At 65.5% G+C, this 15,070-nt stretch carries 12 protein-coding genes; 4 read left to right on the plus strand and 8 right to left on the minus strand.

Annotated elements, in window-relative coordinates; translation table 11 throughout:
- The first annotated feature begins 43 nt into the window (after window positions 1-43).
- Window positions 44-1,636 carry a PQQ-binding-like beta-propeller repeat protein gene (locus ACIBK2_RS01895; RefSeq protein ID WP_396962569.1) on the plus strand — a complete coding sequence of 531 codons (1,593 nt, stop codon included), beginning with the start codon at window positions 44-46 and terminating at the stop codon, window positions 1,634-1,636.
- Between the two features lie 15 nt (window positions 1,637-1,651).
- Here the strand turns inward: ACIBK2_RS01895 and ACIBK2_RS01900 are convergent, their stop codons facing one another.
- The 5 genes from ACIBK2_RS01900 to ACIBK2_RS01920 form a co-directional block, all read right to left on the minus strand.
- On the minus strand, window positions 1,652-2,779 hold the full coding sequence (locus ACIBK2_RS01900) for a fused (3R)-hydroxyacyl-ACP dehydratase subunits HadA/HadB (RefSeq protein WP_396962571.1): 1,128 nt from the start codon (window positions 2,777-2,779) through the stop codon (window positions 1,652-1,654).
- Between the two features lie 104 nt (window positions 2,780-2,883).
- Window positions 2,884-4,182, minus strand: a complete 1,299-nt coding sequence (locus tag ACIBK2_RS01905) for an alpha/beta hydrolase (RefSeq protein ID WP_396962573.1) — start codon at window positions 4,180-4,182, stop codon at window positions 2,884-2,886.
- Window positions 4,183-4,348: 166 nt separating this feature from the next.
- Entirely contained in the window at window positions 4,349-5,446 is a 1,098-nt protein-coding gene (locus tag ACIBK2_RS01910) for a nucleotide disphospho-sugar-binding domain-containing protein (RefSeq protein WP_396962575.1), read from the minus strand.
- A gap of 30 nt (window positions 5,447-5,476) precedes the next feature.
- Window positions 5,477-6,457: an alpha/beta hydrolase gene (locus tag ACIBK2_RS01915; RefSeq protein WP_396962577.1), complete on the minus strand. Its 981-nt coding sequence runs from the start codon at window positions 6,455-6,457 to the stop codon at window positions 5,477-5,479.
- A complete protein-coding gene (locus tag ACIBK2_RS01920; protein WP_396962579.1) occupies window positions 6,454-7,314 on the minus strand; it encodes a PIG-L deacetylase family protein in 861 nt (286 codons plus the stop codon). Before ACIBK2_RS01920 ends, ACIBK2_RS01915 begins: the two co-directional genes overlap by 4 nt.
- 409 nt (window positions 7,315-7,723) lie before the next feature.
- Here ACIBK2_RS01920 and ACIBK2_RS01925 point away from each other — a divergent pair, with 409 nt between their 5' ends.
- The 3 genes from ACIBK2_RS01925 (at window position 7,724) to ACIBK2_RS01935 (ending at window position 10,272) form a co-directional block, all read left to right on the plus strand.
- Window positions 7,724-8,407, plus strand: coding sequence for a response regulator transcription factor (locus tag ACIBK2_RS01925; RefSeq protein ID WP_396962581.1), 684 nt, complete (start codon window positions 7,724-7,726; stop codon window positions 8,405-8,407).
- The gene (locus tag ACIBK2_RS01930) at window positions 8,404-9,630 is read left to right on the plus strand and encodes a sensor histidine kinase (protein WP_396962583.1); all 1,227 of its coding nucleotides are present in this window, start codon (window positions 8,404-8,406) and stop codon (window positions 9,628-9,630) included. Before ACIBK2_RS01925 ends, ACIBK2_RS01930 begins: the two co-directional genes overlap by 4 nt.
- A gap of 99 nt (window positions 9,631-9,729) precedes the next feature.
- A complete protein-coding gene (locus tag ACIBK2_RS01935; protein ID WP_396962585.1) occupies window positions 9,730-10,272 on the plus strand; it encodes a DUF2231 domain-containing protein in 543 nt (180 codons plus the stop codon).
- A gap of 28 nt (window positions 10,273-10,300) precedes the next feature.
- Here the strand turns inward: ACIBK2_RS01935 and ACIBK2_RS01940 are convergent, their stop codons facing one another.
- The 3 genes from ACIBK2_RS01940 to ACIBK2_RS01950 all read right to left on the minus strand — a co-directional run bounded on the left by ACIBK2_RS01940 (window position 10,301) and on the right by ACIBK2_RS01950 (window position 14,987).
- Window positions 10,301-11,992 (minus strand): enoyl-CoA hydratase-related protein, encoded by a 1,692-nt coding sequence (locus ACIBK2_RS01940; protein ID WP_396962587.1) that lies wholly within the window; start codon window positions 11,990-11,992, stop codon window positions 10,301-10,303.
- A 331-nt stretch (window positions 11,993-12,323) separates the two neighbouring features.
- Window positions 12,324-13,862 (minus strand): M4 family metallopeptidase, encoded by a 1,539-nt coding sequence (locus ACIBK2_RS01945; protein WP_396962589.1) that lies wholly within the window; start codon window positions 13,860-13,862, stop codon window positions 12,324-12,326.
- A 591-nt stretch (window positions 13,863-14,453) separates the two neighbouring features.
- Window positions 14,454-14,987, minus strand: coding sequence for a DUF3558 family protein (locus ACIBK2_RS01950; protein WP_396962591.1), 534 nt, complete (start codon window positions 14,985-14,987; stop codon window positions 14,454-14,456).
- Window positions 14,988-15,070: the final 83 nt, after the last annotated feature.

The following is a 15,070-nucleotide window of genomic DNA, read 5'->3' on the forward strand; positions in this document are numbered from 1 at the left end:
CATTGCCACGGGCAGGCGCTGACGGTGCGAAGCTACCTCCACCATGAACGGGAACACCTTCCTCCGGTCCTTACGCATGCCGATGCTGGCGGTCGCGATACTGCTGCTGTCGACCGGTATCACCACTGCGGATCCGGCCCCGAACGCGGATTGGCCGATGTGGCAATTCGATGCCAAGGGATCGCGGTACAACCCGAACGAAACCGCGCTCACCCCCGCCAATGTAGGGTCACTGCAGCTGAAGTGGGCGTTCGCCTTCCCTAACGCCGTAGCGCAGTCCAGTCAGCCCGCGGTAGTCGACGGCGTCCTCTATTCCGGCGGACGCGACGGAAAGATGTATGCGCTCGACGCCCGGACCGGCGCCACCAGATGGGTCTTCGACACCGGTACGGCGCTCGAACACATTCCGGCTTACGGGCTGCGGGACGGACCGGCGGTGGCAGGCGGGCGGGTCTACTTCGGCGACAACGCGGCCAACCTCTGGGCCGTCGACGCCGGCACCGGCCATGAGCTGTGGCATACCCGCCTGGACAACCATCCCCTCTCGATCATCACCAGTTCGCCGTTGGTCTTCGAGAACCACGTCTACCTCGGTGTGTCGAGTCAGGAGGAGGGCGGCGGCCTGCTCGATCCGCTCTACCCGTGCTGCTCCTTCCGCGGCAGCGTGGTTTCGGTCGACGCGGCGAGCGGCGCGGTGCAGTGGAAGTACTCGACGCTGGCGCAGCCGACGACGCGAACAGGTCCCCCTGGTCCGTCGCTGAGTCCCAGCGGCGGGGCGGTCTGGTCGTCACCGACCATCGACCCGGCAACTCGCACCCTGTATTACACCTCCGGCAACCCCTACACGGGCACGCCCGACGATCTGGAATCGATCGGCGCGATCGATGTCGACACCGGCACGCGTCGCTGGGTGAACTCACTGACTCCCAACGACACCTGGAACGTGCGCTGCGTCATCCCACCGGCAGGCGGGGCCTGCCCCATCCCCGGACGTGATTTCGATTTCGGCGCCCACGCCAACGTCTTCGAGATCGGTGGCCGCAAGGTCGTCGGCGCGGGCCAGAAGACCGGCATCTACCATCTGCTCGACGCCGCCGACGGCTCCATTGTCTGGCAGACCCAACTGTCGGTTCCGACCTCGCCGCTGCCCATCGAAGGCGCCGAGTCGCTGGCCGGAATCCAGTGGGGTGCAAGCTATGACGGCAATCGACTGTATGTGGCGACCTATGGGGCGATCCCCGGCACCCTGTTCGCGCTGGACCCCGGCGACGGTCACCTCCTGTGGCGCACACCCAATCCGGCCGATGGCTGCCTGATCGATCTGCCGCCCGTGCCGATGGACCCGCTGTGCCAGGAGTCCATGCCCAATGCGGTCTCCTCGTCACCCGGCCTGGTCTATGAGGGCAGCCTGGACGGGAAGATGCGGGTCTTCTCCGCCGATACCGGCGCCATCCTCTGGGAGTACAACACCCACCGGCTATTCCACACCGTGAACGGCGTGCCGGGAATCGGCGGCGGCCTCAACGGCAACGGTGCTGTCGTCGCGAACGGCATGCTGTACACGAATTCCGGTTACGCACATCCGATTACCACCGGCATGCCGGGAAATGTGTTGCTGGCCTTCGGCTTACCGTGATACCCGATCGCGCGGTCAGCACAGTTGGACTGTCGCGGTGGCCCGGCCGAAGATCTTGGATCCGCCCTGCGACGCGGTGAGTGCGACTACGGCGGTACGTGACTCGGCGTCGACCGACTTGATCCGGCCACGGAATTCGATGCGGGCCGTGGCGTTGTCCACCAGCCGGACCGGGCTGGTCATCCGGACACTGTAGTGCCGGATCGCGCCGGGATCACCGAGCCATGAGGTGACGAATCCGGCGCCGAAGGCCATGGAGAGCATGCCGTGTGCGATGACGCCATGCTCGAGCCCGACCATCCTGGCGGCGTCCGCGTGCCAGTGGATCGGATTCGGATCACCGGAAACGCCTGCGTAGTTGACCAGATCACCGAGGGAGACATCGACGTAGCGGGGCGGCAGTTCCGTGCCGACCTGCGCTGCGGCGAGCGGGAGTGTGTGCTGGCTTCGATGCGGTTCCGCTCGTACCCAGCACATTTCGCTGATCGGGGTGTAGGTACTCATCGGCCCGGCGGCCGAGACGACATCACCACGCACCAACGCGGTCAAAGCACCGGCGATGGCGCGGTCGCGTTCGGTGGGGGCCGAGCGGGCGACGAGGCCGGTGTCCGCGACCAGAATCCGCACACCGTGCTGATCGGTGACCGTATTGCGCACCACCATGAGATCGCCGCCGAAGGCTTGCCGGAACGACTGCAGCGAGAGGTTACTGGTCAGTCGATCACCGGCGACGATGGGACGGGCGAAGTCGATCGTCTGATCGGTTTGGATCGCCGTGGTCAGGTTGTAGCCGTCGAGGACGTCGGTCAAGATCTTCTGCACGGTACCGCCGAGCAGGCAGATGAAGGCAGATGGCGCAACCAGGTCCGGGTAGCCGAAGTCGACCGCGGTAGCCACGTCCCGGTGGACCGGGTGCTGATCCTGCACTGCGCGGGCGTATTCACGGATCTTCTCGCGGCCGACCTCGTAATAGTCGTCCACTCGATACTGGCGTCCGATGATTGCCCGAATACGCGCTACCGGTTCGGTTTCCAGCGTGCGCGGGGTATCGATGTCCACTGCCGAGTCCTCTCCCCTTGCGTCGATGATGTCGAGTAGTAGTCGCGTCGAGTGAGCTCGCGGATTGTCCGGCTCGGCAACCATCTTCTCGATTGTGATCTATGTCACATGACTATTCGCCCATTCGGCCTGCGCCAATAGCTCCTGCCGACGAAACATCCAGCATGGACGCCATCGGAACGGCCGAGTTACGAAGAAACTCCCATCCGCGCGGCGAGCCAATCCATTTCGGTCCGCAACCCCGCCGACCACACGGCCCAACTGTGTTCGCCGGGTAGCTCTCGGGCGCGAATCTGCATGCCCGCCGCAGCAGCCGCCGCGGCGACCGTGGCCTGTGCCGATCGGGCCGCGTTGTCCCCGGCACCGGTGATCAATACGCCGGCCGAATCCGGGTATCGGCGAGTGCGGAGCAGCTGGATCGGAGTGACTCGGTCGAAGGCGGCGATATCGGCGCCGAAAGCGGCTTTGACCGTTTGGTGGCGATCGCCGAGCGTGGGTTCCGCATCGCCGGACAATCCGAGGAATGTCGGGTAGGCGCCGGGATAATTGGTGGCCATCTGCAGGGCACAGGTTCCGCCGTACGATATTCCGCCGATCGCCCATCGCCGTGGATCAGGGTCCACCTGGAGCTTCCCGATTACCCAGGTTCGTAGATCGACGGCCAGGTAGGTGGCGACATTGCCGAGTCGGGAGTCCAGGCACAGCGGGTTGCTCCAGGTACCGCCCGTCGCGTCGGCCACGACGACGACGGGCGCGAGACCGCCGTGCGTCGCGGCATAGGCATCCATCGTTTGGCTCAGGCGGCCACCGTTGAACCAGTCGATCGGGCTGCCAGGCTGTCCGGACAGCAGGACCAGCACCGGAAGCAACGGCCGTGGCGTGCCGAAATATGCTGGGGGTAGGTATATCTCGGCAGGCCGCGCGATGAATCGGGAGACCGCGCCCGGCACTACGGCGCGCAACACTCGACCATTGGCCGGCAGACCGGCCGGCGGAAACCACACCGAATCCAACGGCCACCCCGTTACCGGCGCTGCCTGTCCGGAAGGTACGGCCGTGAAACTGATGCGATTGTCCGCGCCCAATCCGAGCGCGTCCTCGACGGTGGGATACGCGGCGAATACGAGATTGACCTGAACGGCCGACGCCACCACCAGCGCGGCCGCCGCGACGACCGACAACGTCTTTGCCACCCATAAGCGTGCGTCCCGGATCCGCCTCGGCAACAAGGCGATCGCCCACACCGCGAGCCCGAACCACAGGTAGACCGGTCTCGGCATCGCGTCCGGAAACGGGCGCCACCAACGCTCCACCACGACATACACCGCCAGCGCCGCCGACATCGCCAGCCAGGACGCCCGCACCCCGGCGCGACCGAGAGATCGGCCGCCGCCACCGAGTAGCCACCACGCTCCAGCGAAACCGAGTACGGATAGCGTCCACGGCAATGCGCCGGACAATAGTGACAGTTCTGCGGTCGACTTCATCGTGCTCGAAATCCTCGGCTGATCCGGCTAGCGCAAACGCCACTCGCCCGCCGCAGTCAAACAGGAATCGACAATACGGACAAGTCGGCGCCACGAACTACAGGGCTGCGCTGAGCTGACATATCCGCGAATCTCCTCATCCCCGAGGACATCCCGCAGGTGGTCGTCAGTGTCCGAGGAGACCTGGCAGCCGGGTGGCGATCGCAGCGGGGGTTGGCATCGCCGCGATTTCGGCGGCGACGAGCTTTGCGTTGGCGGTGAGGGTGGTATCGGTGACGAGGGTGGTCAGGTGCTGGTGGGTGATGCGCTTGGCGGGGATCGCGAGTCCGGTGCGGCTCGTGGCCAGCAGAGTCGCGTTCCATGTTCGATCGCCGGGAGCGGGAGTCGCGATCTGCGGGATGCCAGCGACAAGAGCCGCGTAGATGGAGCCTGCGCCACCGTGATTGAGCATGCCGGAACAGTACGGGAGCACATCGCTCAGGACTGTCCAGCCGACGGTGCGTACGTTGTCAGGCAGCCGGCGAGCACGTTCGAGTGGGCGATTGGGCCGGACGACGACGAATTCGGCATCGACCCGCGGTGCCGCGCGGATCAGCGACGTCAACATCGCGTCGGGCCCGTCACCCAGCATGGTGCTGCGGGTGACGAGGATACGCGGACGGGTCGGCCTGGTGTACAACCAGTCCACGGGGTCCGGTGCGGGCAGGGAGTACGGCACGTAGCGCATCGGCCATCCGGGTACCGCCACCAAACTCGGCGGCGCGACCGACAGTACTGCGGCATGCCCACCTACGTTGGCGCTCAGCGCTTTCAGAGTTTCACGCACGATGTCCTCGCCACGGTCGAGCGCGATGTTGTGCAGCACCGTCGGCGCGCCGACCGCGGCGGCGGCGATGGCGCCCGAGGCGGCGAAGGGTTCGTGGATCACCAGGTCCGGCCGGTAGCGGCGGGCGAGCGCGATCAGCGCGGCACTCATCGGGCGGTTGATGTGGGCGAACAATCGAGCGCCCGCGCGGGCGTCGGCCATGCCCGACAATGAACGCAGTGCGGCATGCGGATGCACAAGGTAGGCGCGCACCGACGACCGAGCCAGATTCACCGCGGGTGCCACCGACTCGACGGCGAGTTCCGTCCGCAACACGGTGGCGGCGTCACCGCCGGTAGCCAACAGCACCTCGTGGCCGGTCGATTGCAGATGCAGCGCGAGCGGCATCATGGGAAACGCGTGACCGATCAGCGGGGTGGCGACGAATAGTACACGCACACTTACTCTTTCGTCCGATGACTGAGTTGGCTAGCGAGGTGGCGCCAGCGCGCCCCACACGGTCGGCCAGCTTGCTGCGAGCTGGTCTACCCAGTACGGCCAACTGTGGGTGCCCTGCGGGGTGTAGTCGTAGGTGGCCACGATTCCGGCCTCTCGCAGGCGGGCTTGCAGCGTCCGCGTGCACTGAGCGGTCACTGCTTCGAGAAGTCCACCATTGATGGCGACATCCGGCAGGTTCGGGGTATCGAGGGTTTCGTGCGGGCCCGAAAGGCCCGAGCCCGCCGACAGATACACCGTCTTGCCGCGGAGCGCGGGCGCATGCACCACGACGTCATGCGCCACCCAGTCCGCATCGTCGGGCGGTCCCCACATGTTCTCGGCATCGCCGCGCTTGGACTCGACGATATAGCGCGTCGCGGTCTGGCCCAACTGGTCGCTCGTTTGGTAGCAGCCACTGAAGGCGCCCACCGCGCGGTACAACGGACCGGAGCGCTCGGCCAGCGCCAGCGCGGCGTGTGCGCCCATCGACGGCCCGACGATCGCGTTGGCACCGTTGCCGCCGAAGGCTTCGTCCAGCAGTGGTGGCAATTCGCGCGTGAGCAGCGTTTCCCATTTCTGGCGTCCATGCACCGGGTCGTCGTTGTGCCAGTCGGTGTAGAAGCTGCCCGCGCCGCCCACGGGCAGGACAACGGTGACATCCTTGTCGGCGAAGAATTCGACGGCACCGCCCTGTGCGGTCCAATCGTTTTCGCCTGGCCTGAGGTTGTCGCCGCCCTCGAGCAGATACACCGTGGGATGCGGCCGCGTTCGATCTGCGGGGAGCAGCACGTCCACCTGCAGTTCGCGACCCATCGCCGGCGAATCGACGTACACCTGTAGCCACCGGTCGGTGACGGCCTGGACCCGCGCGATCCGCGCTTCGAACGGCCCGGAGTGGCCGAATCCGGCCGATGCCGCGACAAATGCCGCACCGAACATCACTGCGGTGAGTAGGCGCGGCCAGCCTGTCACGAGGTGCGCTGCCCGACAGACGAATTCCGACGCCAGATCAGTTCACCGCCGCGGCGCCGGTGGCTACGACGGATCATCGAAACAATGGCGCGCTCCCCGCCGAGCACCGCGGTCTGCGACCGATACTGACGAACCGCGTCGATCTTGATGTCCTCTACCTCCTTGGTCAGCGCGACGGCGACGGCGCGCCAACGCGCCGCGCCGGTTCGGCCCGACCGCTCGACGAGTTCGTCCGCGGCGGGCCCGCGCACGAGCAGCGACATCGCTTCGAGGGTGATTCCGCTGCCGGGCCGGGCCCAGCCGGGCGCCTCGCGCCAGCCGAACCGAGCGTTCCGCGCGACCGGGTGGCGTCGACGGCAGCATTCGGAGAGTGCGTTGAAATCCTCGTAGTACGCCACGTGCTCGTCGCCATCGGCCACCGCGGCGGCGGCGCACATCGCGGCGGCAGCGACTGTGACATGGTCGATGTGATGACCGATGCCGAGCGGCGCGAACACTAAACTACCTGGGCGAGTGAGCAATTCGATGATCACCTGCTCGATTTCCGCAACGCACGACAGATCCTCCAGCAGGGCGGGAGAACGAAACAACGGCAGCGGCCCCCTGGGCGGTGGTTCCCGGAACAGACGCTCCCGGAAGCCGAGCCGTCGCCCGGACACACCCCACGCCAGCAACGCGCGATCGTCCTCGGCCCGGCGGACGGCGTAATCGGCGAAAGCGCGACGACGCTTGCCTTCGACCGATACCGGCGGCCCGTCGGTATAGACGGTCACCACCTCGACCGGAATCCCGGACCGGACGCCTTCGGCGATAAGGCCACCCACCGCCAGCGCCGCGTCGTCGAAGTGCGGAGACAAAACCACAATCTCTGCGACGCCGCCGCATATTTCCGACAGGGCCACCTGCAACGGTCGGCTGTTTCTGGGCATTCCTACCCTCCCGCCGCGGATTCCCGCACTGCACTATCTATTACTACGTCGAATCCGACCATTGGGTTCGAAATGACCGCACCGGCCAATCATCATTGTGACGGTCAAGAGCCGATCCGGTCATGCCAGACGGCTCGTGGCCCATCGGTTCAAGCACCGATCGACACACCTTGCGCAAGACAGCCGAGCCCGTGCCTTGCGAAAACGCCACGGCGCACCTCATGTTCATCGACGGCTTGACACCATCGTGCGCACCTATTCTTGGAACGCTCTGAGAATTCGCCCCACGGGCTCGCCAAGAGAAACGTTCCGGGAAAATCGGTGAGACGCTGGCAGCATGCTCACTACCGACGTCGCCGGACCTCGGGTGTTGCTGGTCGAGGATGACCGCCGACTCGCCGAGATGGTGTCGACGCTGCTGGCCGAAGAGGGCTACCGGGTCGAAACGGCCTTGGATGGGCAAAGCGGGCTGCACCACGGGTTGACCGAGCAGTTCGAGGTGATGATCATCGACCGTGGACTGCCGGTGCTGGAGGGATTGGACCTGCTGCGCGTACTCCGCGAACGCGCTGTCACCACCCCTGTACTGGTTCTCACGGCTCGTAGCGCGGTGGCCGATCGAGTGGCAGGCCTCGACGCCGGGGCCGAGGACTATCTGGTCAAACCGTTCGAGATCCCGGAATTCCTCGCGCGGGTACGGGCCCTGCACCGTCGGCATCTCGCTGTGGCGGCGTCGATTCCGATCGGTGCGCGGGTGCTGGTTCTGGCCAACCGCACGGTGACCGACCCGCGCGGCGGCCACGACGAGGTGACACTGTCCAAGCGCGAGTGCGGGCTGCTCGCAATCCTGGCCCGGTCACCCCGGCAGGTGTTCACCCGGCCGCAATTGCTCGAGCTGGTCTTCGATCGGGCCGACACCGTCGGCACGGTCGACACCTACGTGCACTATCTGCGCCGCAAGCTCGGTCGTGAGGTTATCGACACCGTGCGCGGGGTCGGCTATCAGCTCGGCCGTCGATGAAGCCCCGCCGACGTGACAAACACGCCGCGATTCCGACCGAACGGACCGTACTGCGACGCACTGCGCGGGCCGCCGCCGTGCAGTCCGCGCTCACGCTCGCCGCAGTGCTGGTCCTCGTCGGCGTGGTGCTCTACAGCGCCGACGCACACGCCCAAAGCCGCCAGATCGATGACCAACTCTCGCAAGTGGCCGCCACCGTCGACGATGTCGACGACCCGCCGCCGGGAATGGCGATCGCAATCGGCGAGCCGGACGGCCGTATCTCGGTCAGCCCGCACGCGCCGGCGCCGACCGCCTCTGCGGCGACCGAACCGACCGGCTACCGAAACGCGCACGCCGGCGGGGTGGACTACCGGGTGCTCGTGGTCGACCAACCCGATAAGAAGATCGCGGTACTGCTGGATCTGACACCCTGGCAGGAGGGCAGGCAACGACTGCTGCTTGCCCTGCTGGCCGCCGAGTGTGCCGGTCTGGCCGCGGCTGCCGGTGTGGCCGTGGCGCTTTCGCGCCGCGCGATCCAGCCGTTGGCCGAGGCGCTGGCGTTGCAACGCCACTTCGTCGCCGATGCCTCACACGAACTGCGCGCACCACTGACCGTATTGCATACCCGCGCCCAGATGCTGGCCCGGCGCACCGACCTCGACGCGGCCTTGCGCACCCAACTGCGCGGGCTCGTCGCGGACACCCGCGCGCTCACCGATGTCGTCGACGACCTCCTGCTGACCGCGTCCGCACGGCACGAGCCAAGCCGCCGCGAGCGTATCGATCTGATCCAGCTGTGCCAAGAAGTCCGCGAAAGTGTTGTCACAGAGGCGAATTCACGCGATATCGCGGTCGATGTCATTGCCGATCCCGCGTCCGGGTCGGTCGTCGTCAACGGCATCCGCCCGGCGCTACGACGTGCGGTCTTCGCGCTCGTCGACAATGCCTTGAACCACGAAAAGCGTGGGGGCACAATCACGTTGAGCGTCACGCGGACCGAGGCCGAGGCGCGCGTCGTGGTCGCCGACACCGGCTCGGGACTCGACCCCCTGATCGCCGAACAGCTGTTCCGCCGATTCGCGCACGGTGACGGGCACAGTGCGGGCAGCAGGGCACACGGGATCGGCCTAGCGCTGGTCCGCGAGGTCGTCGAGGCGCACGACGGGTACATCTCCGTCGACGGCGCACTCGGCCGGGGAGCGACCTTCACCATCCACCTGCCTGATGCCGCAGGCCGCTGAGCATCGGGCGGTGCCGGTTCCCAGAATCTTCGAAGAACCGGCCGATACTCTCGGCGCGAGATCGACTGCCACGCATCGTGACCGAGGAGTTGTGCCGTTGTGGGACCCACTGTGATCAACGGGCTTCCTGCCCACATCCTGTTCGTTCACATTGTCGTGGTGCTGGTGCCACTGACGGCGCTCCTGCTGGTGCTCTCAGTCCTATGGCCCGCGGCGCGGCGACGCCTCGGCGTCATCACTCCGATGGCGGCATTCGTCACGCTCGTCTTCGTGCCGCTGACCACGCACGCCGGTGAGTGGCTGGAACACAACACCGCCCGCGACCCCCTGATCCAAATCCACGCTCATCTCGGTGATCAAATGCTGTACTGGTCGGCGGGGGTGTTTCTGCTGTCGGCCACGTGGTGGGCCATACACAACGAGCAGATCCGTGGCCGACTGCGGTGGCCCGCCGATCGGCCGAAGCAGACCGTCGCGAACAAGACCACCGCCATTGCGGTGGCGATCGTAGCGCTCACGGTATCGATCGGCTCGGTGGTCGAGGTCTACCGCATCGGCGACAGCGGCGCCAAAGCCGTCTGGCACGACCGGGCGACCGCTATCGGATCGGCGCTCGATACCGGGTCGACGACCGCGAACTAGGCGCGTCCCGGCCGGTATCACGGCGAGATCAACTGTGGGGTAGTACCTTTGGTTGTCGGTCAGCGTTGCCGCGCGCGGGCTTGTTCATGAACACCGAGCGTTTGGCCGCAAAACCGAGACTGTCGTCGAAAAGGTTGCGCGCCATCTCCCCCAGCTCTTCGTGTTCATAGGCGTCGAGTGGCTTTCGGGTGAGATCGCGCGCGAGTCGTTCCCGTTTGCGATCGGTTGTCTTACGCCATTGATCGGGCTGTGCGTAATGGTGAGCCAGGTCGGCCAGTGTGCGGTCGAATCCATCGTCGGGACAGATCTGGTCGATCAGGCCTATCGCGCGAGCGTCCATGCTGTCGATCGGCCCGCATTCGGTGAGCAAACGTTGCGCGGTCTCGGTGCCGACTCGCCGCGGCAGGGTATAGGTATGCAGCTCGGATCCGCCGAGTCCCATGGTGGCGTAATGCGGATCGAGTAATGCGCGATTCGTCGCGACAACCACGTCGGCCGCCAGCAAAAGCATCACCCCACCCGCCCCTGCGGATCCGGTGAACGCACCGATGGTGACCTGCGAGGTCGCCGACAAGATCGCCCGGCACACCGCGTTCAGCGCCTTGATATTGCGCCACGCCGTCGCCGGTGGATCGTCGGAGATCTCGATGGCGCCCATATGCAGGCCATTGCTGAACACCGCGCCCCCGCGTCCCCGGATGACCAGTACCCGGGTATCTTGGCGAGCCGCCGTATCGATGGCGGCCAGCAACCGGCGGCACAGATCCGCGGTCATAGCTCCGTTGTAGGCGTCGAATGTCACGGTGCCGACATGTCCGGTGCGCTCGTAGCGAATGTCGGAGAACGTGTCGCTGCGGTCGAGCGCGACCGAATTCAACGACAGCCCCGCCGCCGCCAGCGCCGCAGCGGCAGGAGCTTTGCACGACCATCCGGCGCCGAGTTCGACGCGCAGATGCCCGATCCAGACGCTGTGCCCCGCCCCGCAACTGATCTCGACGCCATGGTGGCGGCGACCGATCACCGTGCCCGGTTCGGCATCGACGCTGCCTGTCCGCCCGGGGTGGACGTCATAGAGGTAGACGGCACAGCCCATGATCATCGACAACACCCCGGGCGAGCCATCCGCAGCGCGGATCCGCCGCAGAATCAGCTCCGGATCGGCGGCCCAATCGAATCCCCGATCGCCTTGCCGCATCCTCGGCCGGGCTCCGGTACCGGCTACCTGCCGTTTCACCGAGGCTTGGTCGACCGGCTCGAACGCCGAATCGGCCGCCCTGTCCGCGGTCTCCAGCACGCATTCCACCGCCGCGTCGGCGACAACCGTGTTGTACACCGCCGACTTCCGCTCCGCCGGAAGATCGAAAGTTCTTGCCGCCCAGACCGGCCCGGCATCCAGCTCCTCGACCGCCGACATCGCGGTCACACCCCACACCGGTGCCGCGTCACTGATCGCCCAATCCAGCGAATGCGCGCCTCGATCACCGACCGGGCCGGGATGAATGATCACGGTGGTCCATTTTCGATAGATGGCTTCCGGGATCCGGGCTTTCAGAAACGGGCAGATGACCAGATCGAAGGTGCCGCCCGCGACCGCGACCTCCATATCCTGCCCACTTGCCACGACCGCGACCTGCACCATCCGCCCAGCTCGGCGCAGCGCTAGGGCCGCACGCCGAGTGAGCCCATTATCGGCACCGCTCAGAAGCAGAATTCGCTGCATAATCTCGACCTTCTCGATCTCTCGACCATCGAGTCGTGGCCAGCAAAGCACCCGTCTAACGGACAATAGGCCCAAAGCCCACCAGCTCGAGGCCGAACGAGCCCAGCGGCTACATACAGTCGCCGCAGCGTGTCGCGGGCCTGTTCCAGCTGCCGGAGTTCGGATTCGGCGCTGGCCGAGCTGACCTCCGGTAGCACCGATCTTCGGGGCGAGGACACCAGAAAGGTGCTCCGAACCGCGAATTCAACCATCGTAGGTTGAATTTTCGCGGATCAGAGCACCTTTCGCCGTACAAGCGCTCACTACCGGATAACTCGGTGCATGACCGAGGTCAGGTGCGAGTCTGGAGTTGCGGCAGCTTGGTCGCCTTGGTGGCGTTGGCCACCTGGACACAGTCAGCGGCCGTTGTTCCCGCGGTGTTGTTCTGAACATTGGTGTTGCACGCGTTCTTCAGCGCGCTGGACAACGCACCATAGTTGGAATTGGACGACAGCAGGGTCTGCGTGGTCCAGTACAGCGCCGCGGTCTTCTCGATACCGAGCGGGGAGACGGTCACGCCATTGAGGGTGCCGCCGTCGACGATGATCGACGCGGTCCGGTTGCCCACTCCGCTGTTGGTGTGGACGCCGCCACTGTCGCCGCTACCGGCATACCAGTACGTCCCCTTGTAGGTGTCGGGATTCTGGTGAGCCTTGGGGTTCGCCATATCCCGGATCACACCTATCGAGCTGCACGCGCCCAGCTTCCACCGGTTGTCCGGAGTGTTGCACGGGTTCGCGGTGTCCACCAGGAAGGTGAGCTCACCGAACACGTCCGACATGGACTCGTTGATCGCGCCCGGCTCGTTGCGGTAGACCAGGCCGTTAGTGTTCTGGGTGACGCCGTGGGTGAGCTCGTGTGCGGTGATGTCCTCGGTGGTCAGACCCGAACCGTAGGCCATGTAGCTGCCCGACCAGAAAGCGTTCTGGTACGGGCATTCGTCGTAGGTGCAGAGCCGGACGGTGGCGCGCAGCGCCTGACCGTGGCCGTCTCCGGTGTCGGAGCCGATCAGGTTGGTCAGGTTCGCGACCTTGGTGTACTGGGCGTAGAAGTTCTCGGTGTTGCCCAGGTAGTCGTAGATCTTGTCGACATCCTCGATACCGCTGGGAGCCTCCCCCTCCGCCCTGGTGGATTGGATGCTGTCCGTGCCGCAGCCGGCGTTGTTGGGGTCGATCTGCTGGCTCGCGTTGTCACAGACGACCCGATTGAGATGCCTGGTCTCGCTCCAGCTGTCGAGCACCTTGCCGGTGCTGTTGGCGTCGATAAACACCACCCACGTCGCGGGCTCGCCCTTCTTGTCGGCGCTGCCACCTTTGATGTCGACCTTGAATGCCGGCACCGCGATGCTCTGTGCCTCGTCCTTGGCGGCCAGCTTCGAGTCGTACCAGTAGGCCTTCGTCTCGGTGACGCTCAGGCGGTCGGGCGCGGATTTGCTCTGTTCGGCAACCTTTTTCAGCGCGGTCTGCTGGACCTGTGCCGACGGTGTGGTCGTCGAGAACTTGCCCTTCGACTTCTTCGACAGCGAGCCGGTGACCGAGATGAGCGAACCGTCGGCGGTCAGCGATTCCGCCGCCGATGCGCCGAATACCGGGACCTTGTCGATCTCCTGACGTAACCGGACGGTGGATCCCTCACCGACACGGAACACCGACTGCACGACGAGATTGCCTGCGGTTTCACCATTTCCGCCGAGCGCCTTCTGCACACCGCTCGCGTGCGCCTGCGCCGCGGCCGGAGCTTCGGCAGCCGTGCCCGCGGGCGCCTTGAGCGGCTCCTTGGGGACCACCTGCTGGACGGCGCCTTGCTGATCCGTCGTTACTTCTTTCGGCACAGCGGAAAGATCGGAACCCGCCGGTGCTGACGGACTGGCCGGTGGCGCTCCACTGGCACCAGGGCCAGACGCGAAGATCATTGCCCCGACAGCAATTATCGCAAAGGCGGTATTTCTTCCCGCCCGTTTATGTGTGGGTTTCATTACCAAGTAGAAACACATACCGGCGGTCAACTCGACTGGCGACGATACTGGGGAAAGCCAGTGAATGAGCCGGAAATCTTTGAGCTATCCGTACAGTGCGCCCTAAATTGTTATGCGCGACTATCTTTCGACTTCACCCGGCAGCAGCGACACAAACGCAGGTTCGTCATCGGCGTCCCCCGAAGCGGACACACTCTTACCACAGTGGCGAATTACCCTGCTGCACAGAGTGATTCGACTTACCCATGGGTACGCGAGCGCTGCACTTCATGGCAGGCTTTCCAGCCGAAAGCACACCCGCTGCAAGGCGCATTGAAATGCGACAAATGCCGCTATTTGGGACATCATCCAGATTCGCAAGATTGCCGGCGACGACGCGGTCATCCCGAGCCAGACGGAAACAATCCCGCGCCTCGCAGGCCATCGAGAACGGACTCGGCAGGCCAGCTACGGCGACAGATCGACGGTGAGCGTGGTCAATTCGAGCGCTTCGGCGCACGGATCGGCGCGCGGGATATGGCTGCGGTTCTGGATACGCCAGGTGATCGCCGCATTGGCCTGGGCAGACACGGCACAGTCGCCGGGATCGGCCGGATTGTGCGTGTAGAACCCGGTCGCGGTGACCTTGGTTCCGAGCACGTCCCGCACAACCGTCACGTGTTCGGTCCCGAGTCCGTCGCGGCGCGCGCGGTCCCATAACTGCTGCAGTGACTCGTGCTCGTCATAGGTGAACGTGATATCGAATGCACCGTCGGCGTTCGTCGAATTCCACAGACACGTCGGCGGCGTGCGATGCGCGATCAGCGTATCGGCATGCACCGCTTCGGTGATCTGTTCGTCGGTCAGCGGCTCGCAACGCGCCATCGGATTACTGGCAGGCTCGGGTGACGCGTTCGGCGCGGAATTCGCCGAACATCCCGACATCAGCGCCGCCATCACCGCAATAGTCAGCACGCCACCGCGAGCCGAGGAAGCCGTCACAAGGTGCTCCGTTCACCAGCGGGATCGAGCTCAGACGCTGTCGCCAAGACTACGCCCGACTGCTCCGTCCAGCTCGGTCCAAA

It is taken from the genome of Nocardia sp. NPDC050175, from assembly GCF_044459885.1.
Lineage (GTDB): Bacteria > Actinomycetota > Actinomycetes > Mycobacteriales > Mycobacteriaceae > Nocardia.